The 21725-nt window shown below is 55.0% G+C and carries 19 protein-coding genes; 12 read left to right on the top strand and 7 right to left on the bottom strand.

Features of this window, described 5'->3' with window-relative positions:
- Positions 1–16: 16 nt before the first annotated feature.
- Positions 17–1048 (bottom strand): sigma-54 interaction domain-containing protein, encoded by a 1032-nt coding sequence (locus U9O48_RS01645; protein ID WP_282494802.1) that lies wholly within the window; start codon positions 1046–1048, stop codon positions 17–19.
- A gap of 485 nt (positions 1049–1533) precedes the next feature.
- Here U9O48_RS01645 and U9O48_RS01640 point away from each other — a divergent pair, with 485 nt between their 5' ends.
- The 7 genes from U9O48_RS01640 to U9O48_RS01610 are packed head-to-tail and all read left to right on the top strand — an operon-like array spanning position 1534 to position 7828.
- Complete coding sequence (locus U9O48_RS01640) at positions 1534–2415, top strand: FliM/FliN family flagellar motor C-terminal domain-containing protein (RefSeq protein ID WP_285157529.1); 882 nt, start codon at positions 1534–1536, stop codon at positions 2413–2415.
- Positions 2408–2809 carry a FliM/FliN family flagellar motor switch protein gene (locus U9O48_RS01635; protein WP_282494804.1) on the top strand — a complete coding sequence of 134 codons (402 nt, stop codon included), beginning with the start codon at positions 2408–2410 and terminating at the stop codon, positions 2807–2809. Before U9O48_RS01640 ends, U9O48_RS01635 begins: the two co-directional genes overlap by 8 nt.
- A complete protein-coding gene (fliP, locus tag U9O48_RS01630) occupies positions 2806–3558 on the top strand; it encodes a flagellar type III secretion system pore protein FliP (RefSeq protein ID WP_282494805.1) in 753 nt (250 codons plus the stop codon). Before U9O48_RS01635 ends, fliP begins: the two co-directional genes overlap by 4 nt.
- A gap of 2 nt (positions 3559–3560) precedes the next feature.
- Positions 3561–3833 (top strand): flagellar biosynthesis protein FliQ, encoded by a 273-nt coding sequence (gene fliQ, locus U9O48_RS01625; protein WP_282494806.1) that lies wholly within the window; start codon positions 3561–3563, stop codon positions 3831–3833.
- A 5-nt stretch (positions 3834–3838) separates the two neighbouring features.
- Complete coding sequence (fliR, locus tag U9O48_RS01620) at positions 3839–4612, top strand: flagellar biosynthetic protein FliR (protein WP_282494807.1); 774 nt, start codon at positions 3839–3841, stop codon at positions 4610–4612.
- Positions 4609–5745 carry a flagellar biosynthesis protein FlhB gene (flhB, locus tag U9O48_RS01615; protein WP_416382209.1) on the top strand — a complete coding sequence of 379 codons (1137 nt, stop codon included), beginning with the start codon at positions 4609–4611 and terminating at the stop codon, positions 5743–5745. Before fliR ends, flhB begins: the two co-directional genes overlap by 4 nt.
- A complete protein-coding gene (locus U9O48_RS01610) occupies positions 5732–7828 on the top strand; it encodes a flagellar biosynthesis protein FlhA (RefSeq protein WP_324723378.1) in 2097 nt (698 codons plus the stop codon). The genes flhB and U9O48_RS01610 overlap by 14 nt, the downstream gene beginning before the upstream one ends.
- 651 nt (positions 7829–8479) lie before the next feature.
- On the opposite strand, the gene U9O48_RS01605 is transcribed toward U9O48_RS01610, so the two are convergent.
- Positions 8480–9412, bottom strand: a complete 933-nt coding sequence (locus tag U9O48_RS01605) for a lysozyme inhibitor LprI family protein (protein ID WP_285150594.1) — start codon at positions 9410–9412, stop codon at positions 8480–8482.
- Positions 9413–9641: 229 nt separating this feature from the next.
- On the opposite strand from U9O48_RS01605, the gene U9O48_RS01600 reads away from it, so the two are divergent.
- The 4 genes from U9O48_RS01600 to U9O48_RS01585 all read left to right on the top strand — a co-directional run bounded on the left by U9O48_RS01600 (position 9642) and on the right by U9O48_RS01585 (position 14110).
- Complete coding sequence (locus U9O48_RS01600; RefSeq protein ID WP_282494811.1) at positions 9642–9893, top strand: hypothetical protein; 252 nt, start codon at positions 9642–9644, stop codon at positions 9891–9893.
- Positions 9894–10390: 497 nt separating this feature from the next.
- Positions 10391–11677: a sensor domain-containing diguanylate cyclase gene (locus U9O48_RS01595; RefSeq protein ID WP_282494812.1), complete on the top strand. Its 1287-nt coding sequence runs from the start codon at positions 10391–10393 to the stop codon at positions 11675–11677.
- A 90-nt stretch (positions 11678–11767) separates the two neighbouring features.
- Positions 11768–12529 carry an EAL domain-containing protein gene (locus U9O48_RS01590; RefSeq protein ID WP_324723377.1) on the top strand — a complete coding sequence of 254 codons (762 nt, stop codon included), beginning with the start codon at positions 11768–11770 and terminating at the stop codon, positions 12527–12529.
- Between the two features lie 42 nt (positions 12530–12571).
- The gene (locus tag U9O48_RS01585; protein WP_324723376.1) at positions 12572–14110 is read left to right on the top strand and encodes an EAL domain-containing protein; all 1539 of its coding nucleotides are present in this window, start codon (positions 12572–12574) and stop codon (positions 14108–14110) included.
- Between the two features lie 116 nt (positions 14111–14226).
- Here the strand turns inward: U9O48_RS01585 and ssb1 are convergent, their stop codons facing one another.
- Positions 14227–14760, bottom strand: coding sequence for a single-stranded DNA-binding protein SSB1 (ssb1, locus tag U9O48_RS01580; protein WP_285145916.1), 534 nt, complete (start codon positions 14758–14760; stop codon positions 14227–14229).
- 246 nt (positions 14761–15006) lie between these two features.
- On the opposite strand from ssb1, the gene uvrA reads away from it, so the two are divergent.
- Positions 15007–17835 carry an excinuclease ABC subunit UvrA gene (gene uvrA, locus U9O48_RS01575; protein WP_324723375.1) on the top strand — a complete coding sequence of 943 codons (2829 nt, stop codon included), beginning with the start codon at positions 15007–15009 and terminating at the stop codon, positions 17833–17835.
- On the opposite strand, the gene U9O48_RS01570 is transcribed toward uvrA, so the two are convergent.
- The 4 genes from U9O48_RS01570 to alr all read right to left on the bottom strand — a co-directional run bounded on the left by U9O48_RS01570 (position 17832) and on the right by alr (position 21675).
- Positions 17832–18185, bottom strand: coding sequence for an MmcQ/YjbR family DNA-binding protein (locus U9O48_RS01570; protein ID WP_095280343.1), 354 nt, complete (start codon positions 18183–18185; stop codon positions 17832–17834). The two genes, uvrA and U9O48_RS01570, sit on opposite strands and share 4 nt — an antisense overlap.
- 117 nt (positions 18186–18302) lie before the next feature.
- Positions 18303–19016: an acid phosphatase AphA gene (gene aphA / locus U9O48_RS01565; protein WP_282494817.1), complete on the bottom strand. Its 714-nt coding sequence runs from the start codon at positions 19014–19016 to the stop codon at positions 18303–18305.
- A 265-nt stretch (positions 19017–19281) separates the two neighbouring features.
- On the bottom strand, positions 19282–20475 hold the full coding sequence (gene tyrB, locus U9O48_RS01560; RefSeq protein WP_324723374.1) for an aromatic amino acid transaminase: 1194 nt from the start codon (positions 20473–20475) through the stop codon (positions 19282–19284).
- Between the two features lie 120 nt (positions 20476–20595).
- A complete protein-coding gene (gene alr, locus U9O48_RS01555; RefSeq protein ID WP_324723372.1) occupies positions 20596–21675 on the bottom strand; it encodes an alanine racemase in 1080 nt (359 codons plus the stop codon).
- Positions 21676–21725 lie beyond the last annotated feature (50 nt).

Here is a 21725-nt window from a genome sequence, read left to right as displayed (position 1 = left end):
GATGTCTCTTCTGCCGTTACGAGTAGCAACCGGCATCAATGCCTTCTTCGCGCATCGACGCCAGGCGATAGCGCAGCGCGCGCGGGGTGATTCCCAAAAAAGCCGCCGTTTTGGATTTGTTGCCGTTGTGGCGTTTCAGCAGTTCGAGGATGTACTGGAACTCCGCCATCCGGCCGTGGAGTTTGACGTTGCTCATCGCGCTGGCCGCGCTCTGCTGCTCGCGATAGGCGGGCATCACGTCGAGGTCGGGCATGTCGACCGTGGGGATCATCACCGGCAGGCCGAAATCGACCGCGGTGATCTCTTCGCCGTTGCTCAGAATCATGCCGCGCTGAATGACGTTCTCCAGCTCGCGCACGTTGCCCGGCCATTCGTAGGCCAGCAGCGCGTGGCGCGCTTCGTCGCTGAGGCGAATATTGCCTTTGTGGAAAGCTTTATATTTGGCAATAAAACGCAGGGCCAGAGGAATAATGTCCTGACGACGTTCGCGCAGGGGGGTGATATGAATCGGCACCACCGAAATACGGTAAAACAGATCCTGACGAAAACGCCCTTCGGCAATTTCCTGCTGCAAATCTTTATTGGTGGAGGCGACCAGACGAATATCCAGCGGAATACGTTTATGGCTGCCCAGACGCTCAACTTCTTGCTCCTGCAAGACGCGTAATAATTTCGCCTGCAGGGCCAAGGGCATATCGCCGATTTCATCGAGCAATAAGGTTCCGCCGTTGGCCTGTTCGAATTTCCCGGCCACGCCGGTGACCGCGCCGGTAAAGGCACCTTTTTCGTAGCCGAATAAAATCGCTTCGAGCATGCTTTCCGGAATCGCCGCACAGTTCACACCAACATAAGGCGCATCTGCACCTAATGCATTCTCATGAATATAGCGGGAGATACACTCTTTACCTGTTCCGGTCTCGCCAGTAATAAGTACCGATACATTATATTTAGCCACGCGACGCGCTAATGAAAATACATTGACGCTTTCTGGCGCGCTGGCAACAAATCCATTTTCATTACGGGCTTCATGTTCAATAACAATACTCATAACAACTCACCAACAATTTAATCAATTCATTAACCTGAAACTGCTGCACAGATATTCCGCCACGCGGCGTGGATATTTATAAATGCATAAGTTCGATATGGGTTACGAAAGTCACTGGATACATGAGAGCATCTGAATTTATGACTGAAGCGCATTATAACGGCGGGGGGTGAGAAGTCTTGTTTTTAATGGGTATTAAAATATTAATCCATACATATCATGAAGTTACAAAAGTTATTAATCTTAATCTGCGCCTGCTAAATAAGGAATTAATAACCCCGACAATCTTGTGCCGATCGCCTAAAAAGAGTCTAATTCTTGTCCCTAATAAAACAGTGCACGTCTGGATTTATCGCTGGCGGGTTTTTCCTCCTGATAACGTATAGCGACACGGTTTTAATAAACTTAAATTTTTTTAGATACGATTTGCGTTTTTGTTTAATTGATAAACCTGAACGCGCATCACTCTTTTATGCGGAAGAACTATGCAAGCAGCTCCTCAGCGAATTAGAATCTACCAACGTCAGGCGATTCCCGACATGGTGAAGCTCGATGTGAGCAAGCTTGGTCGCCCCTGGCATAAATTACCTAAGTTGATGAATGACAGCTTCGATATCTTTGATTCGCGACTGAGCATCTATTTTCTTAAAAAACTGCGGGTGAATGTCGCGCTGGAGTCGATGATTTTTGCTATCGACCAGACGCATAAAAATACGCAGCTCTTTTCCACGCCGTTGGGTTCAATTGCCTTTAGCATTGAGCGCTCGTTATTACTGCACATTCTTCACGACTATTATGGTCTGGGAAAAGAGAGCGGCAATATTCTGCCGGACACCAGCCAGCCGGTGACGAAAACAGAAGATCGCCTGAAAACCAAAATTGGGCTCGATCTCACGCGCCTGCTGATTGATAAAGAGACTTTCGGTCAGGACCTGGAAATAAAGAGCGACAACACCACCATTATTAATCAATGGGCGTGGTGTGTGACCTTTAGTCTCGAAGGTTATGAACACGGGAGCTTTACCCTGTTATTTGATAACCAGCATGTCGATCACATGCTGATGACCATGCGCGACCCGTCAACGGACAGCGCCGCAGGCAAGAAAGCCACCCCGGACCGTTCGCAGATCGAGCGCCTGTTTTACAGCCTGCCGCTCAAACTCAGCGGCAAGGTCGCCAGCCTGAATTTGACCGTCGCCCAGCTCGCCAAAATTAAGCCGGGCGACATTATCCCTATGAGCATCAACGATCCCGTTCCTGTGTATATCGGGAAAGAGCAGATTTTTGACGCCAACATTGCCGAAGACCACAGCAAGTTATTCCTGTGTGGATTTAACGACAGAACCATCGAGAAGCCTTATGAGTGATCTGCAACAAGAATTGAGCCAGTCCCTGGATTTCAGCGATCTCAACCTCGGCGACATGCCGCGCGAAGAGACCGTTGAGGGCAATATCCGCCTCGATATTCAGGAAGAGCCCGCGAGCGTGAACGACATCGACGACCTGCGCAAAATGGCGCTCTTTAGCCGCATTCCCGTCACCCTGACGCTGGAAGTGGCGTCGGTGGAGATTTCGCTGGCCGAGCTGATGACCGTCAACCACGATTCGGTGATTGAGCTGGACAAAATGGCCGGGGAAGCGCTGGACATCAAAGTGAACGGCATTCTGTTTGGCAAAGCCGAAGCGGTGGTGTTGAACGACAAATACGGCCTGCGCATTCTGGAATTCAACAGCAAAGAACTGGGTGAACTGACGCGATGAAACCGCTGCTTCGCGCCGTGGCACCCGCGCTGCTGATTGCCGGGCTGCTCTTCTCGCCGCAGCTGTTTGCGGCCAACGGCGATATCACCCTCTTTAGTTCGGCCACCACCGACGGCGGCCAGGATTACAACGTCAAAATTGAAATCCTGATCATGATGACCCTTCTGGGTCTGCTGCCGGTGATGCTGCTGATGATGACCTGCTTTACGCGCTTTATCATCGTGCTGGCGATCCTGCGCCAGGCGCTCGGGTTGCAGCAAAGCCCGCCGAATAAAATCCTCACCGGCATCGCGCTGGCCCTGACGCTGCTGGTGATGCGCCCGGTCTGGACCACGATTTACGACGAGGCCATCGTGCCGTTTCAGAATGACGAAATCACCATGAAACAGGCGCTCGGCAAAGCGGAAACACCGCTCAAGCACTACATGCTGGCGCAAACCAGCAATAAAGCGATGGCGCAGATGATGGACATCGCCAAAGTCACGGGCGATCCGCGCGAGCAGGATCTGACGGTGGTCACCCCCGCGTACCTGTTAAGCGAGCTGAAAACCGCCTTCCAGATTGGCTTTATGATCTACATTCCGTTCCTGGTCATCGACCTGATTGTTGCCAGTATTTTGATGGCGATGGGGATGATGATGCTCTCACCGCTGATTGTCTCGCTGCCATTTAAGCTGATGCTGTTTGTGCTCTGCGACGGCTGGACGCTGATCGTCGGGACGCTCACCTCCAGCGTGCAAGGGATATAGCCATGGTGACGATGGATATTGCCGGTGACATCATGGCGAGCGGCATCAAACTGGTGCTGATTATCTCGGCGGTGGCCATTATTCCAAGCCTGATCGTCGGCCTGTGCGTCAGTATTTTCCAGGCGACCACGCAAATTAACGAACAGACCCTGAGCTTTCTGCCGCGTCTGCTGGTGACGCTGGCGGTGTTGATCGTGGGCGGCAAATGGATGCTGACCCAGCTGGTCGATTTTACCGTCAATATCTTTCACCAGGCGGCGGCGCTGGTAGGCTGACGGCCATGGGCATTGATATCCACACCCTGATTAACCCGCTGATGGCGCTGGTTCTGCCGTTTGTGCGCATCCTGGCGTTTATCCACTTCTGCCCGGTGCTGGACAACCGCGCCTTTAGTAAACGCATCAAAGCGGCCCTCGCGCTGGCGCTGTCGGTGATTATTACCCCGATGCTGCCGGAAAAAGTGCTGCTCACCGGGCTGCTGTCGGTGCGCACCATTTTGCTCATCGGCGAGCAGATGCTGTGGGGCATGCTGTTTGGCATGGCGATGCATCTGGTGTTTGTCGCCCTGCAGACCGCCGGACATATTCTGTCGATGAATATGGGCCTCGGGATGGCGATGATGAACGATCCGGTCAACGGCAGTTCGACCACCGTGATTTCGCAGATTATTTACACCTTCTGCGGCCTGCTGTTTTTCATCATGGACGGGCATCTGCTGGTGGTGACGATCCTGTTTAAAGGTTTTGTCTGGTGGCCCATCGGCCAGGCGATTAATAAACCAACATTATTATTAATCGTCCAGAGCCTGGGCTGGATCATGTCCGCGGCGACCTTAATCGCCATTCCGACCACCTTCGTGATGCTGATTGTGCAGGGCGGGTTTGGCCTGCTGAACCGTATTTCCCCCACCCTGAACCTGTTCTCGCTGGGCTTTCCTATCAGCATGCTGTTTGGCCTGCTCTGTATTTCGATGATGATGACCAATATTCCCGACCACTATCTCAACCTGACCAATGAAATTCTGGCCAGGCTCGAAGCCGTAAGGAGCCACTGATGGCCCAGGGCGGAGATAAGAGCGAAAAACCCACACCCCAGAAACTGCGCAAAGCGCGGGAAAAGGGCGATCTGCCGCGCTCGAAAGATCTGACCATGGCGGTGGGGCTGCTGACTTCGTTTATTACCCTGAGCAGCTTTTTTCCCTATTACCAGCAGCTGATTAGCGAGTCCTTTACCTCGGTGGGCATGATGGCCGGGCGGCTGGACGACAGCGGCGCGCTGAGCCAGTTTCTGATGCTCAACGTCTCGGTGATCCTGCGGTTTATCGCCACCCTCGCGCCGATTCCGCTGGCCTGTATTGTGGCGAGTCTGATCCCCGGCGGCTGGATTTTCACGATGTCGAAGCTGAAGCCGGACTTTAAAAAAATCAGCCCGTTAAGCGGCATCAAGCGCATGTTCGCCGCCAGCCATTTCGTTGAAGTCGGCAAGATGATGCTCAAGTGCGGGGTGATTCTGGCGGTGCTCTACTCGATGGTGCACAGCTCGCTGAACCCGCTGCTGCATCTGCAGAAGCTCAACCTCAACCAGGCGATCCACGCCGGTTTCGGCATTTTTCACCATGTGCTGATCTACTTTATTTCAGTGATTGTGATTTTTGCCCTGCTCGACGTGCCGCTGACCAAATTCATGTTCACCAAAAAGATGCGCATGACCAAGCAAGAGGTGAAAGAAGAGTACAAAAACAACGACGGTAACCCGCAGATCAAAGGGCGCATCCGCCAGCTCCAGCGCCAGATGGCGATGGGCCAGATCAACCGCACCGTGCCGGAAGCGGACGTGATCATCACCAACCCAACCCACTTCGCGGTGGCGCTGAAATACGATCCGAACAAAGCCGAGGCGCCCTACATCGTGGCGAAAGGCGTTGATGATATCGCGCTCTACATCCGCGAAGTGGCGAGCCAGCACCAGATTGAAGTGGTGGAGTTTCCGCCGCTGGCGCGCGCGGTGTACCACTCCACGCGCGTGAACCAGCAGATCCCGGCTCAGCTTTTTCGCGCCATTGCGCACGTGCTGACCTACGTCATGCAGCTCAAATCCTGGCGCACCGGCCAGCTTGAGGCCAAACCGAGCCTGAACAGGCAGATCAACATTCCAAAAGAGGTATTAAAAACCCATGGCGAACAGTAAGTCGCAGCAGATGCTTGCCATTCTCCGTCAGGGCCGCATCGGCGTGCCGATATTGCTGCTCAGCGTGCTGGCGATGGTGATGCTGACGTTGTCCCCGCTGATGCTGGATATTTTGTTCACCTTCAACATCGTGCTGGCCGTGACGGTCCTGCTGGTGGCGGTGAACATGCAGCGCCCGCTCGATTTTGCGGTGTTCCCGACGCTCCTGCTGATCACCACCCTGATGCGACTGACCCTGAACGTCGCCTCCACGCGCGTGGTGTTGCTCCACGGTCACGAGGGGGAAGGCGCCGCCGGTAAGGTCATCGAAGCGTTTGGACAGGTGGTGATCGGCGGCGATTTCGTCGTCGGTTTCGTGGTCTTCATCATCCTGATGATCATCAACTTTGTGGTGGTCACCAAAGGGGCCGAGCGTATTTCCGAAGTTTCGGCGCGCTTTACCCTCGACGCCCTGCCCGGCAAACAGATGGCGATCGACGCCGACCTGAATGCGGGGCTGATTAACCAGAAACAGGCGCGCGATCGGCGTAAAGAGGTGTCGAAAGAGGCCGACTTCTACGGCGCGATGGACGGGGCATCGAAGTTTGTCCGCGGGGATGCCATCGCCGGGATCATGGTGCTGGTGATTAACGTCATCGGCGGGATCTGTATCGGTATCTTCAAATACGATCTCGATGCCAGCCACGCCTTCCAGCAGTACGTCCTGCTGACCATCGGTGACGGCCTGGCGGCGCAGATCCCTTCCCTGCTGCTGGCGACCGCCGCGGCGATTATCGTGACGCGCGTGAGCGACGGCGATGACGTCAGCGACGAGATCAAAACTCAGCTGCTCGCCAAACCGCATGTGCTCTACACCGCCGCGTTCGTCATGTTTATTCTGGCGATTGTTCCGGGCATGCCGCACATCGCGTTTCTGTGCTTCACCGGGTTGCTGCTGTTTGCCGCCTGGCGGCAGAGCAAAGTGGTTAAACCCGCCGAGGAAGAGACCGATTACGAGGCGATCACCGACGCGCTGGGCCAGGACGCCGCGCCCGCGATTAACTGGGAAAGTATTCCGCTGGTGGAGCCGATTGGCCTGAATCTGGGGTACAAGCTGGTGACGCTGATTGACTCCGCCAAGGGCAGCCCGCTGTCGCAACGTATTCGCGGGGTGCGCCAGGTGGTGTCCGAGCAGTGCGGCGTGCTGCTCCCGGAGATTCGCATTCGCGAAAACTTCCGCCTGAAGCCCGCGCAATACGCGATTTATATCAACGGCATCCGCACGGCGCTGGCGGAAGTGTATGCCGAAAAACTGATGGCGATCCCGGGGTCTGAGCTGTACGGCGAGATCGACGGCGTACTGGATACGGATCCGGCCTACGGGATGGCGATCGTCTGGATCGATCCGGAGCAGAAAGCCAAAGCGCTGAACCTGGGTTATCAGGTGGTGGACTGCGCCAGCGTGGTGGCAACGCACGTCAACAAAGTGGCGCGCGAGCATTTGCCGGAGCTGTTTAACTACGACGACATCACTCACCTGCACTCCCGCCTGGCGCAACAGGCGCCGAAGCTGGCCGAGGATCTGTCGAACGCTCTCAACTTTAGCCTGCTGCTGCGGATCTACCGCCAGCTGCTGCTGGAGCAGGTGTCGCTGAAAGATATCGTGACCATCGCCTCGACGCTGCTGGAGAGTTCGGCGGTGACCAAAGATCCGATCCTGCTGACCTCCGACGTGCGCTATGCCCTGCGTCGCGCGATTATTCACAACATCAATGGCGATCGGCAGAAGCTGTCGGCCTACACGATTGATAACGCGCTGGAGAATATGCTGCTGGGGGCGCTGAATCAGTCGCAGCAGGGCGGAAAAGTGGCGCTGGATAGCTTCCCGGTGGACCCGAACATTCTGACGCAATTGCAGAACACGATGCCGATCATTCAGGAGCAGATGAAAGCCAAAGGGATGCCGCCGCTGCTGCTGGTGACGCCGCAGCTGCGACCGTTGATTTCACGTTATGGGCGTTTGTTTGCCAGCAATTTGAATGTGTTGTCGTATAACGAGGTGCCGGATGATAGTGATTTGACGATTGTGGGGACGTTGTCGTGAGATCATGTTTGGCAATCATGCCGGTTAATCCTTTTATGAGCTTAGTGGAATTGTTCCGTTCACTTCATATCCTCTGCTTCCTGTCTGTTTCTCTGCGGTGAACGTGTAAAGGGCGCTCGCCGCCGCGCCCTTTACAATCCCGGCTCCCGGTCAGGAAAATCGCCGCTTCGCGGTGCCCTCAGCTTATTCCTTGCGGCTTTCGGGTCGGGCGCGATCCTGCATCCATGCAGGTCGCACCCTCTCGGCGCTTCCCTGCGCCTCGACCCGGCCTCCAGGAAACGCTTCGGCGATTTTCAGCCGGACTCGCGATCCCTCAACCTTCACAGCCGTATGAATGTGGCACCGGTGTGGGTCCCCGCAGAAATCGGCGAACCGGAGGCCAGATGACAAGGGCTGGACGCCAGGGATGGCGGCCAGAGGCGAAACGAGACAGTGATGTCGAGTCGAGCCGACCGCAGGCAGATGGCCGGGAGGTGAGCGCAGTGCGAAGCACCGATTTCATGGCGGGGCGCGGGGATTGACAAGGGGGCCGCGCAGCCCCCTTGTCACGTTCACAGGTGATACAGGTTTTATATTCTGCTGAACATAAGGTGAACGGAACCACCTCTAATGCTTAATGGATCAGCATCCATAGCAAAGCAGCCGCTCACCTTACTCATCCAAAAACCGCAACTTCCACCCCGCCAGCGTGCGGGGCATTTTGCGCTGATCGCTGCCGTCGGTACTGTAATAGCTAAACATCAACCCACCCTCTTTGGCGGGTGAAATCCGCCCGGCCCAGATCTCCCCTTTCGGCGTGTACATCACGATGGCCGTGCGTTTGTTGGCGGAGCCCTGCACCCACATGGAGATCACGCGGGCACCGATGTTGTCGATATCATCCTGATAAATATAAACATTCGCGCTATTCACGAAGTTCTGGTAATCGTCGCCCACCAGCGCGCGGAATTTGTCGTCGAGGGCGGCATCCGGGAAAATCCCCAGCGTCAGCAGCGTCGCTTTTGGTCGCGGATCGCTTTCGGCCATTTGGTACGCGCCGTCGAGGAACACCCCGGCGGGCATCGACATGCGACAGCCCCAGTCCGAGTTGCTGTAGACCTGCAGTGAGCCGTCGTTTTTGGGGATCAGCAGCAGTTTGCAGTTGGTGGTGTCCACCACCCGCTCCACCACCAGCATCCCGTAAAGTTTGCGCGCCTCGGCGGTGAACTCATCTTTGTTCAGGCCCGCCCATGCGCGGATATCGAGGGTCTCGCTCCACTGGGCGCTACGGCTAAACTGAATCACCCCGCCGCTCATATTGGGCGCCAGCATGTTCCACCATTTTCCTTCCCATTTGAAATCACGATTGGTATCGGAAAGCGCGCTGATCCCCGCGTAGTACGCGCGTTCAATGCAGGTATCGGTGGTGCATTTTTCCAGCAGCTTTTCCCAGTCGCGATACTCTTTGTCGTTTCCTGCCACCCCTTCCTGATGAACCGCCTGCTGATAAACCACGGACAAGGTGCTGTCGAGCCAGTGCAGGTTGTCGTTATTACAGATGGTATTTTCCAGCGGCGTTACGGCTCGCTGGCAGTTCACTGCCATGGCGCTACCGCTCAGTAAGAAGGTGAGGCAAAACAGAAAACGGCAAACGCGAGGGATCATATTTGTTCAACTTTCATCCAATAATAGGGCTATTGTGGCGAATGGATCCACGCTTTGCAATATAAACCCATTCACGATAACTATATGAATAGATAATGAAAATGAAGTGTTAAGTTCTGTTTGTTTTTTGTCGCATTAAAAGAGGGGATGTATAAATTATGGACGCTTAATGATGAAAATTGATAGTAGCAATCTCACCATGGCTACAGTTTCAGCCTACAGTTCACAAACAAACTCTTCGCGAAGCCCATTAGGTATAAAACGTTCTAGCGGAAATGCCTGTCCGCAAAGCGGCTATTGGCAAATTGATAATCCGGCGGTCACCAACGTGGTGAATGTGAAAAAGGGTGACACCATGCCCTGGCAGAATGGTTATCCGGTTAACTGGAAGCTGATTGAATATGATCTGAAGAACGAATAATCTCGCTATTATTATTTTGCACGGGAAATTTTATTTCCGCCTTTCGGGTAATATTATTTCCCATTACTCCCTATTTCTTCCTCCAAACTATAGCCCGTAATTATATTTCTACCTCATTATAGTGATTGTTTTTATCGATCGATAACAGATATTCGATCGACTTTGACAATTAAAAACGGTGCAGGTACGATCCTCTGAGTACCCTCGAATAATGTTAATTTATTGTTTATTACGATAAATTTTTGTGTGCGTCCCATGTCAGCTAATTTGGTCAAAACCTGGAGCCATCAGTGATCACGAGCTTGAATTTCCGAAAGCCGCTGAATATCTGTTTTTCAGCCCTGTCTATTACTCTGGTTATCGTTTGTTTCCTGATCACGCTGGCACAATGGGCTGATATTAAAGAATCCTGTAAAAGACAAAATCGGCTTTATATCAATAACGTCACGCTGTTTTTTAATAAATACCTCAGCGGCTATGAAGATATTGTGCGCGAAATGGCGCGTACCGCTGCGGATCAGCATAAATTCAGTACATCAGAACATGACGATTTAGCGCTGAGAAACTGGCTGATCGAACGTCTGCGTATCATGCCGGATGCCGTTTCAATCATTCATGCCAGTAATGATGGTCACTACACTCGCCTGCCCTATATCGAGAGTAAAGAGACCTGGGATCCGCGCAAAGAGCCGTGGTTCAGCATCGCCGTTGAGGACACCGACACTGCCCATTACAGCGTGACCAACGATATTTTCACCCACAAAGAGCGCGTACTGACGATTTCACTCCCCGTCATCGACGGCGTCGACGGCTCGAACGACGGCGTACTGGCACTCAATCTCGACGCCGAAAAAAGCGAAGCGATCCTCAATGCCACTTACCCGCCGATGAAAAGCCGAACCTTTGTGATGACCAAAGAGGGCCAGATGGTCATAAGCCCCGGTTATAACATTGCGGACAGCACCCTTCAGGCCATCGCCCGCAACGCGAATGCCTTTCGCGGCGAATTCTTTCTGAACGGATATTACTATTTTTATCGCACCATCGGGCCGCAGGAGTGGTTTGTCGTCCAGGAAGTTGCCGAAAGCGAGATGAAACAGCTGGTACGCCACGGCAGCATCAAGGTCCTCTATGGAATGGTGCTCACCCAGGTCATTCTTTTATTTTGCTGGTGGGTGCTGCGCGCGGCGCTGAATACCATCTACATGCGCATCACCAACGGCATCAGAAATGGCACGATCAAGCAGACCGCCGTTGAGGAGCTGCTGTTCGAGGAGATCCACAGCGCCCAGCAGAGGCAGGAAAAGATCGCCCAGGATGCTCTGACGGACGGGCTGACGGGTCTGGCAAATCGCCGCGCGTTTGATAACGATGCAGAACGCTATAACGGCCTGGCCAATACCCATATCGCCATGATTGACGTCGATAATTTCAAGAAAATCAACGATACCTGGGGCCATACGGTCGGAGATGTGGTGCTGAAAACCCTCGCTGAGCTGGGGTTACGCTTGCGGGGTCTGGAAAATATCACGCTCTATCGTTACGGCGGCGAGGAGATCGCCGTGCTGTTCCGCGATGTTTCGGTGGAAAAGGCACAAAGTTACCTCGAAAAGTGGCGAATTTCAGTGCACACGCGGAGTTTCCGCGAAGCCGATCTGCGGGTTTCGTTCAGCGCCGGGCTGTGCAAAATGGGCGGGGCGTCGCTGTCTGACGTGGTCGCTCAGGCCGATCAGCTGCTGTATCAGGCGAAAAAAACCGGTAAAAACAAAATCCTCGCAGGCTAAGGCCAGACAGCTCCCATCTTGCCTCACCCGTTTAAGTCTGACGCCCTTTGTGTCGTTTTAAACGGGTAACGTTATGGCTATGAGGCTGGCATGGAAAAAAGTACACATTTTGTCGTCCAGTGTGTCGAAAAAAACAGGCTCGATGCTGGCATCGATTTTGTCATTCAACCTATTTTCGATCTCTCGCGCTTCGTCTGCATTGGCGGCGAAGTGCTGGTGCGCGGCACCCATCGGCGCAATATCGTGCCGCCGAATCTCTTTATCAGCCAACTGGAAGAGACGGGCGGAATATTGCCGATGGGCGACTACGTCATGGCGCAGGCGTTTAAATTTATCACCCGTCAGCCGCAGGCACTGCGCGAGTATCAGCTGTTTACTCTCAATATTTCGCAGGTGCAGTTGAACGACGCCGGTTACGCGGCGCGCGCCATTCACCTGATGCAACAAAACCACCTTTCGCCGCGACATTTCATTTTCGAAATTACCGACAGCGTTGATTGCCCTGACGATGCGGTCAGGCAAAATCTTGCGCAGCTCAGTGATGCCGGAATTCATCTTGCCTGGGATGGGATTGATGGCCTGGATACGCTAAAAGCCCGGCTCGCCGTCTGGTCGACGGACTATATTAAGCTCGACAGAAGTTGCCTGGCGTCGGCGAATATCGATCACACGTTTTTGCTGCTGGATTACATCAATGAGCTCGATATCGACGTGATTATCGAAGGCGTTGAAAACTATACCCATGTCTCCACCATGCTGCGCCACGGGGTGAAATATGGACAAGGTTTTCTCTTCTCTCGCCCTCTCAGCAAAGAGCATTTCCATCAGGAATATATGCAGCCCGAGCATTAACAGACTGCCTCGCCCTGCCACGCGTATAAGAAAAATAACCCCATGTATCAGCAATATATTCTCAGAACAAAAAAGAACAGGGTTATCGCCTCGTGTCTGACCTTTCTGCTGACGTTAATGGTGACCGCGTCTCTGGCGCTGATCGCCATGCAGAACAATAACAAAAAAAATATCGAGGACGAGGCGAACTATTTACAGCATATTCTGGACGGTTTTTTAAACGATGCTCATTCTGCCACGCAGCAGGCCGCGGGTCTGGTCGGGAAAGTGTGCGATTTCACGGTGGAAAAACAGCTCAATATGATCCCCGGCCGGTATATGCACATTTACTCGATTAACGTCGTGAAAGATAACCATATTGATTGTTCGTCGCTGCTGGCAAATAAACATGTCGACGTCCGGGATATTCTTCGCAGCGGGAAACAGATCTGGATGTCGCCTTCGGTGAGCGCAAAGGATATCAAGGTGATCGCCTTTAAAACGGCTCTGCCGCAGGGGGATGTGTACGTCGCCTCCGATATCCGTTTTCTGCTGGAAGTGATGCGCAGCAGTTCGGCGGGCAGAAAGCTGGCGCTGGAGGTGTCTGGCAAAACCCTCACCGCGGCGGGCCTGTCAGACCTTCCGCTCAGCTCGCCGCACTTTAGCCGCTACACGCTTTTTCCCGCCCATTCCCCGCTTTATACCCTGGCATGGGAAGAGCCACGGCTGGATGAGGCGGTGAAAGCCATGGCGAAATCCTGGCTCTCCATCGGTTTTATCCTCGCAATGTCGTTCATTATGGCGACCGTCGTCTGGCTGCTGGCCACCCGTCGTCACTCGCTCTACACCCAGCTGGCGCACGCGATTCGACAGCGTCAGATCCACCCGCACTATCAGCCGCTGATTTGCGCGCACAGCAATGTCGTCTCCGGGGCGGAGATCCTCGCTCGCTGGCATCATGACGAGCTGGGGTTTGTGCCACCGGACGTGTTTATTCCGGTGGCGGAACGCACGGCGCTGATTATCGAACTGACGCAGAGTCTGCTTGAGCAGGTGGTGGATGATTTACAGCAGGGTATCGTCGCCCTTAAACCGGGTTTTAATCTGAATCTCAATATCAGCTACAGCCATCTGGCGGACGACGGATTCGAGGCGTTTGTCGATAACTGGGCACCGGTGTTTGCCGCTCTCGGCGTGACGCTGGTATTTGAAATTACCGAGCGCGAAAACATTGATATCAGCGAGGCGATGGCGCACAAGATTACACACATCAAAACGCGCGGGATCAAAATCGCCCTGGATGATTTTGGCACCGGGTTTTCCAACCTGGCGTTTATCTCCAACCTGCGCCCCGACAGCATTAAAATCGACCGCATGTTTGTCCGGCAAATCTCTCGGGATGTGGCGACGCCGCTGATCGACTGCGTGATTGATATGGCGAAAAGGATGAACATTCTCACTACCGCAGAGGGCGTGGAGTATGACTATCAGGTGGCGTATCTGAAGGCGAATCAGATCGACTGTCTGCAGGGGTATTACTTTTCAAAACCGCTCGCGTTTGGCGATTTCGCGGTGTTTTTACGAAATTACGCGGTGGGATAAAACAAAAAGCCCCGAGAGGGGCTTTTTAGTTGTGGGTTGCCGGGTGGCGGCTTCGCCTTACCCGGCCTACAAAACCACACACAATGCGGTGTTGTAGACCAGTGGGCAAAACCACATCAGAACGGGATATCGTCGTCGAAATCCATTGGTGGTTCGTTAGACGGTGCCGGAGCGGACTGCTGCTGCGGACGAGACTGCGCGCCGCCACTGAACTGGTTGCCGCCCTGAGGCTGCTGAGGCTGGCCCCAGCTACCCTGCTGCTGCTGACCGCCGCCTGCTGGCGCACCTGCACCACCGCCCTGACGGCCACCCAGCATCTGCATGGTGCCGCCAACGTTCACTACCACTTCGGTGGTGTACTTCTCTGCACCGGCCTGGTCGGTCCATTTACGGGTACGAAGCTGACCTTCGATATACACCTGAGAACCTTTACGCAGATATTCACCGGCCACTTCTGCCAGTTTGCCGAACAGCACAACGCGGTGCCATTCAGTCTGCTCTTTCATCTCACCGGTCGCTTTATCACGCCAGGATTCGGAAGTAGCCAGCGTAATGTTGGCAACTGCGCCACCACTCGGCATGTAGCGTACTTCCGGGTCCTGGCCCAGATTACCGACGAGAATCACCTTGTTTACGCCTCTGCTGGCCATGATCGTGTCTCCTGAATACGTTTCTTAATAGTGTAAGCGCGCGAGTGTACCATTTCCACGTCACATTTTGATAGCTGCGACAGTGATTCCACAGAACTCGCACTCACTAAACATTGTTGCACATTAAATCAGAAGCTGCATTCCAATACTGTATATTCAAACAGGTCAGATTGTGTCATAATTAGCCGTTTCTGCCGTTTGTCCTTCAAACAAACCAGGCATCCGAGTCTCTACCGGGAAAGGTGAATGGATAAGATCGAAGTACGGGGCGCCCGCACCCATAATCTCAAGAATATCAACCTCATAATCCCTCGCGACAAGCTGATTGTCGTGACCGGACTATCGGGTTCTGGCAAGTCATCACTGGCTTTCGACACCTTGTATGCCGAAGGACAGCGTCGCTACGTTGAATCGCTCTCCGCCTATGCGCGTCAGTTTCTGTCGCTGATGGAAAAACCGGACGTCGACCATATCGAAGGGTTGTCGCCGGCGATCTCCATCGAACAGAAATCTACGTCGCATAACCCGCGTTCCACCGTCGGTACCATTACCGAAATTCATGACTATCTGCGTCTGCTGTTTGCCCGCGTGGGCGAGCCGCGCTGTCCGGATCATGACGTGCCGCTGGCTGCGCAAACCGTCAGTCAGATGGTGGATAACGTGCTGGCGCAGCCAGAAGGCAAACGCCTGATGCTGCTGGCCCCGATCATCAAAGACCGTAAAGGCGAGCACACAAAAACGCTGGAAAACCTGGCAAGCCAGGGCTACATCCGCGCCCGTATCGACGGGGAAGTGTGTGACCTGTCCGATCCGCCGAAGCTGGAGCTGCAAAAGAAACACACCATTGAAGTGGTGATTGACCGCTTTAAAGTGCGCGACGATATGACGCAGCGTCTGGCCGAGTCGTTCGAAACGGCGCTGGAACTCTCCGGCGGCTCAGCGATTGTCGCTGACATGGACGATGCGAAAGCCGAAGAGCTGCTCTTCTCCGCGAACTTTGCCTGCCCGATTTGCGGGTACAGCATGCGCGAGCTGGAACCGCGTCTGTTCTCGTTCAACAACCCGGCGGGGGCATGCCCGACCTGTGATGGCCTGGGCGTGCAGCAATATTTCGATCCGGATCGCATCATTCAGAACCCGGAGCTTTCCCTGGCCGGTGGCGCGATTCGCGGCTGGGATCGCCGTAATTTCTACTACTTCCAGATGCTGAAATCGCTGGCCGAACACTATAAGTTCGACGTCGAAGCGCCGTGGGCGAGTTTGAGCCCAAATGTGCATAAAGTGGTGCTGTCGGGTTCCGGCAAAGAGAACATCGAGTTCAAATACATGAACGATCGCGGTGACACTTCCGTGCGCCGCCATCCGTTCGAAGGCGTGCTGCACAATATGGAGCGCCGCTACAAAGAGACCGAATCCAGCGCGGTGCGCGAGGAGCTGGCGAAGTTCATCAGCAACCGCTCATGTACCACCTGTGAAGGGACGCGTCTGCGTCGCGAGGCGCGTCATGTGTTCGTTGAAAACACCGCGCTGCCGACCATCTCAGACATGAGCATCGGTCACGCGATGGACTTCTTCACTAACCTGAAGCTCTCCGGCCAGCGCGCGCAGATTGCCGAAAAAGTGCTGAAAGAGATCGGCGATCGCCTGAAATTCCTCGTGAACGTCGGTCTGAACTATCTGTCACTTTCTCGCTCCGCAGAGACGCTCTCCGGCGGTGAAGCGCAGCGTATCCGTCTGGCGAGCCAGATTGGTGCCGGGTTAGTCGGCGTAATGTACGTGCTGGATGAGCCGTCCATCGGCCTGCACCAGCGCGATAACGAGCGTCTGCTCGGCACGCTGATCCACCTGCGTAACCTCGGCAACACGGTGATTGTGGTTGAGCACGACGAAGATGCGATCCGCGCCGCTGACCACGTCATCGACATCGGTCCTGGCGCGGGTGTCCATGGCGGCCAGGTGGTGGCAGAAGGAACATTGGCCGACATCATGGCCGTTCCGGAGTCCCTGACCGGTCAGTTCATGAGCGGTAAGCGCAAAATTGATGTGCCGAAACAGCGTGTTGCAGCCAATCCAGAGAAAGTGCTGAAGCTGACCGGCGCTCGCGGCAACAACCTGAAGGACGTCACGCTGACGCTGCCTGTCGGGCTGTTCACCTGCGTCACCGGGGTGTCAGGTTCCGGTAAATCGACGCTGATTAATGATACCCTGTTCCCGATTGCCCAGACCCAGCTGAACGGTGCGACGCTGGCTGAGCCTGCGCCGTATCGCGACATTCAGGGCCTGGAGCATTTCGATAAAGTGATCGATATCGACCAGAGCCCGATTGGCCGAACGCCGCGCTCGAACCCGGCGACCTATACTGGCGTGTTTACGCCCGTACGTGAACTGTTCGCCGGTGTTCCTGAATCACGCTCGCGCGGCTATACGCCAGGACGTTTCAGCTTTAACGTGCGCGGTGGCCGCTGTGAAGCCTGTCAGGGCGACGGCGTGATCAAAGTCGAGATGCACTTCCTGCCGGATATCTACGTGCCGTGCGATCAGTGCAAAAGCAAGCGCTATAACCGCGAAACGCTGGAGATTAAGTACAAAGGCAAGACTATCCACGAAGTGCTGGATATGACCATTGAAGAGGCCCGTGAGTTCTTCGATGCCGTACCTGCACTGGCGCGTAAGCTGCAAACGCTGATGGATGTGGGGCTGACCTACATTCGTCTCGGTCAGTCAGCGACGACGCTCTCCGGCGGTGAAGCGCAGCGCGTGAAGCTGGCGCGTGAGCTGTCGAAACGCGGCACCGGTCAGACGCTGTATATTCTGGATGAGCCAACCACCGGTCTGCACTTTGCGGATATCCAGCAGTTGCTTGAAGTGCTGCATCAGCTGCGCGATCAGGGCAACACTATTGTGGTCATTGAGCACAACCTGGACGTCATCAAAACCGCAGACTGGATTGTGGATCTCGGTCCGGAAGGCGGCAGCGGCGGCGGTGAAATCCTCGTCTCGGGTACGCCAGAGACGGTGGCAGAGTGCGAAGCTTCGCACACCGCGCGCTTCCTGAAACCGTTGCTCGAGTCTTAAACGGAAAGCTGCTGTCGGGTATTTTCCGGCAGCAGCTCAAAAGCCTGCTTGTAAGAGGCATCGACTAAATAGTAAATCTGCGAATCCGGCAGCGAGCCGTCGAGATAGACGGTGCTCCAGTGCGCTTTATTCAAATGCTTGCTCGGCCGCACATCGCTGTGCTGCTGACGCAGTAAATCCGCCAGTTCCGGGCTGGTTTTTAACGATGCCGCCGGACGCCCTTCGACCTCTTTCACCATCGCAAACAGCACGTCTGCCACCTTGATCTGCGTGGCTTTCCAGTCGCTGTGGACACTTTGCCCCGCGCCCGGTTTATTCATGCAGTATTGAAGTATCTCCGAAATTGTCATCTTTGCTCCCCTGTAAATGGGTTGAGTGCGACCTGAGGACCTGCCCCTTTAAGTGTGCAGCAAGACGACAAAAGGTAAACCCGGCCAGGCCTGATTTGTTCAAAAAATCATCGCACGTCAGTATTCCGAATTAACAATCACCTCTTCACCGAAGGATCCCGCCATTGGCAGCGGACGATAGGTCGAGTTGGAGGCGCGCAGAACGCGGATGCCACGAGCACCGACTTCGCGGGCAGCAGAGATATCGTTATCCGAATCGCCGTAGAACACTTTGATATTTTTCTGCTCCAGCCACTGGGTTTTGGTGTTTTGCCCGTGCTTGTCCCCGGCAAAGATCACCGGATTCATGTTGGCTGCCGGAATCGAAAAATCGCCCTGCAGGGTTTTGCTGACGGTTTCGGTTTTGGTCTGGCTGCGACCGGTGACGAAATAGATGCTGTCGCCGCGTTTGACGTGCATCGCAATCAACGCGCGACCCACTTCTTTCGGGATGCTGAACTCGTCCCAGCCGTTGTTCATTTTTTCCCAGAATTCCGGGTTTTTCAGGTACTCCTCGCTATCCGGCGACCAGGTTTTTTTGCCGCGCCAGAAGCCAGGGCTGGAAAAGAGGACGGTATCGTCGATATCAAAACCGACAGCCATTGGCGCGCGGCCCATCAGGCTGTTTTCGATTTGCGCCACGGAGACCCAGTGAATGGGGGCTTGTTCAGCCAGAATGGCGGCGGTGGTTCCGGTGTAGACCGGCGTTGGCGCGGAAGCTCTTGCACCGACTGCACTATTAAGCGAGAACAATAAGCAGGCGGCGCTGAGCGCCAGTGTGATCTTGCGCATGTATTCCCCTGAATATTCAGTTTGTTATCGTTTTAAATTGAGCGAATGGTCAAAAATCTACCAGACCTTAACCCCTGAGCCAGGTGAAGGGAAGGAAATTTTTGAGATTATCCCTGGTAAAGGGAGGGATATCACAAAGCGTGAGGATGAAAAAAGCCGGGTAGCGGCTGCGCCTTACCCGGCCTACGTTTAGGTTTTGTAGGCCCGGTAAGCGCAGCGCCACCGGGCGCTAAACCGCACGGAAGCCAATAATGTAAGTAAGTGCTTACATCACAGCCGCAAACGCCTGCGCGACGCGCTGGACGTTGTGTGCGTTCAGGCCCGCGACGCACATACGGCCGCTGGCGATCAGGTAAACACCGAACTCTTCGCGAAGACGATCGACCTGCTGTGCGCTCAGCCCGGTGTAGCTAAACATGCCGCGCTGCTTGAGCAGATAATCGAAGTTATGCTCCGGTAATGCGCTTTTCAGGGCATTCACCAGCTCCTGACGCATCGCCAGAATACGCTTACGCATCCCTTCCACTTCGGCAAGCCAGGTCGCTTTCAGCTCGTCATCGCCCAGAACCGTCGCCACCACCTGCGCACCGAACGCTGGTGGGCTGGAGTAGATGCGGCGAACCGTCGCTTTCAGCTGGCCCAGTACGCGCCCGGCTGCATCTGCGTCTTCACAGACAATCGACAACCCGCCGACGCGCTCGCCGTACAGAGAGAAAATTTTCGAGAAGGAGTTGCTGACCAGAGCTGGCAGCCCGGCGCTGGCAATCGCGCGGATCGCGTAGGCGTCGTCCTCCATGCCCGCGCCAAAGCCCTGATAGGCGATGTCGAGGAACGGGATCAGATTGCGCGCTTTCAGAACTTCAATGACCGCATCCCACTGGCTGTTGGTCAGGTCCGAGCCGGTCGGGTTATGGCAGCACGGATGCAGCAGCACGATGCTGCGCTCCGGCAGAGTATTCAGTTTTTCCAGCAATGCCTCGACGCGCACGCCTTTGGTGTCGTTGTCGAACCACGGATAGGTGCTGACGGCAAAGCCTGCGCCTTCAAAAATCGCGACGTGGTTTTCCCAGGTCGGATCGCTGACCCACACACCAGAATCGGGGAAATATTTTTTCAGGAAGTCCGCGCCCACTTTCAGCGCGCCGGAACCGCCCAGGGTCTGGATCGTCGCCACGCGTTTTTGCGTTAACACCGGGTGATCGGCGCCAAACAGCAGCGGGGCGATGGTGTTGCGGTAGGTATTCAGCCCTTCCATCGGCAGATAGAGCGACGCACCGTGCGGCACCGCGTTCAGGCGCGCTTCGGCTTCGGCCACCGCCTGCAGCTGAGGAATAATGCCGTCTTCGTTGTAGTAAAGACCGATGCTGAGGTTCACTTTGTCGCTGCGTGAATCTTCTTTGAAACGCTCCATTAAGGAGAGGATGGGGTCGCCGGCGTAGGCGTCAACTTTCTGGAACACGCGATGTATCTCCGGATTTCTGTCAGGCAGGGATTTCAACAATAAACCGGAAGCGCGGGAAGGTCGAGGGGATGTTAATAAAGAGATAAATGCCGGGCGATACCCGGCATTTAAAGAGACTTAATCGACGTATTTCATCGCCACCCGCGACGTCAGGCGTGTGATAAGTTCGTAAGCACTCACTTTCGTGATTTCAGCAATGCGCTCGACGGGCAGACCTTCGCCCCACATCACCACCGGGTCACCGGCTTTATTATCGGCATCCGGTCCGAGATCGACGCAAACCATATCCATCGCCACGCGGCCGACAATCTTCACTTCACGACTGTTGACCAGCACCGGTGTACCGGACGGTGCCGCGCGCGGATAGCCGTCGCCGTAGCCCATCGCCACCACGCCCAGACGCGTATCACGCTCGCTCACCCAGGTGCCGCCGTAGCCGACCGGTTCACCCGCTTTGTGCTCGCGCACGGCGATCAGGCTGGAGACCAGGGACATCACCGGCTGGAAGCCAAAGTCCGGGCCCCAGGGTTTGCCCTCCAGCGGCGATACGCCGTAGAGAATAATGCCCGGACGCGCCCAGTCGAAGTGCGACTGCGGCCAGAGCAAAATACCGCCGGACGCCGCAATGGAGCGCATTCCCGGTTTGCCTTCGCAGAAGGTGTTGAAGATATCGAGCTGCTGTTCCGTTGCGCCGCACTCTGGCTCATCGGCACGCGCAAAGTGGCTGACGATGTTCACCGGCTGACGCACGTTTTTGCACTGGCTCAGGCGCTGATAAAAGGCCTCGGCCTGCTCCGGACGCACGCCCAGACGGTGCATACCGGTGTCGAGTTTCATCCACACGGTGACCGGCTCGCTCAGCGTGGCGGTTTCCAGTGCGGCTAACTGCTCTTCGTTATGCACCGCGGTGTGCAGATGCTGGTCGGCAATGGTCGTCAGATCGGCGGCTTCGAAAAAGCCTTCGAGTAACAGTATCGGCTGGGTGATACCGCCCGCGCGCAGGCGCAGGGCTTCTTCGAGACGGGCGACGCCAAAGGCATCGGCATCAGGGAGCGTTCGCGCGGTCTCAAGAAGACCGTGTCCGTAAGCGTTCGCTTTCACGACTGCAACGAGCTTGCTGGCAGGCGCCAGTTCACGCAGACGTTGCAGGTTGTGTCGCAGAGCGCGGCGGTTAATGACTACAGTTGCCGCTTGCATTTGAATTTGAAATCCTTGCCGTTAAGAAAGAGTATTCCTCTAAATCATTT

It is taken from the genome of Lelliottia sp. JS-SCA-14, assembly GCF_035593345.1.
Lineage (GTDB): Bacteria > Pseudomonadota > Gammaproteobacteria > Enterobacterales > Enterobacteriaceae > Enterobacter > Enterobacter wanjuensis.
Note: the sequence above shows the minus strand (reverse complement) of the source record. Positions and strands in the feature narration are given on the sequence as shown.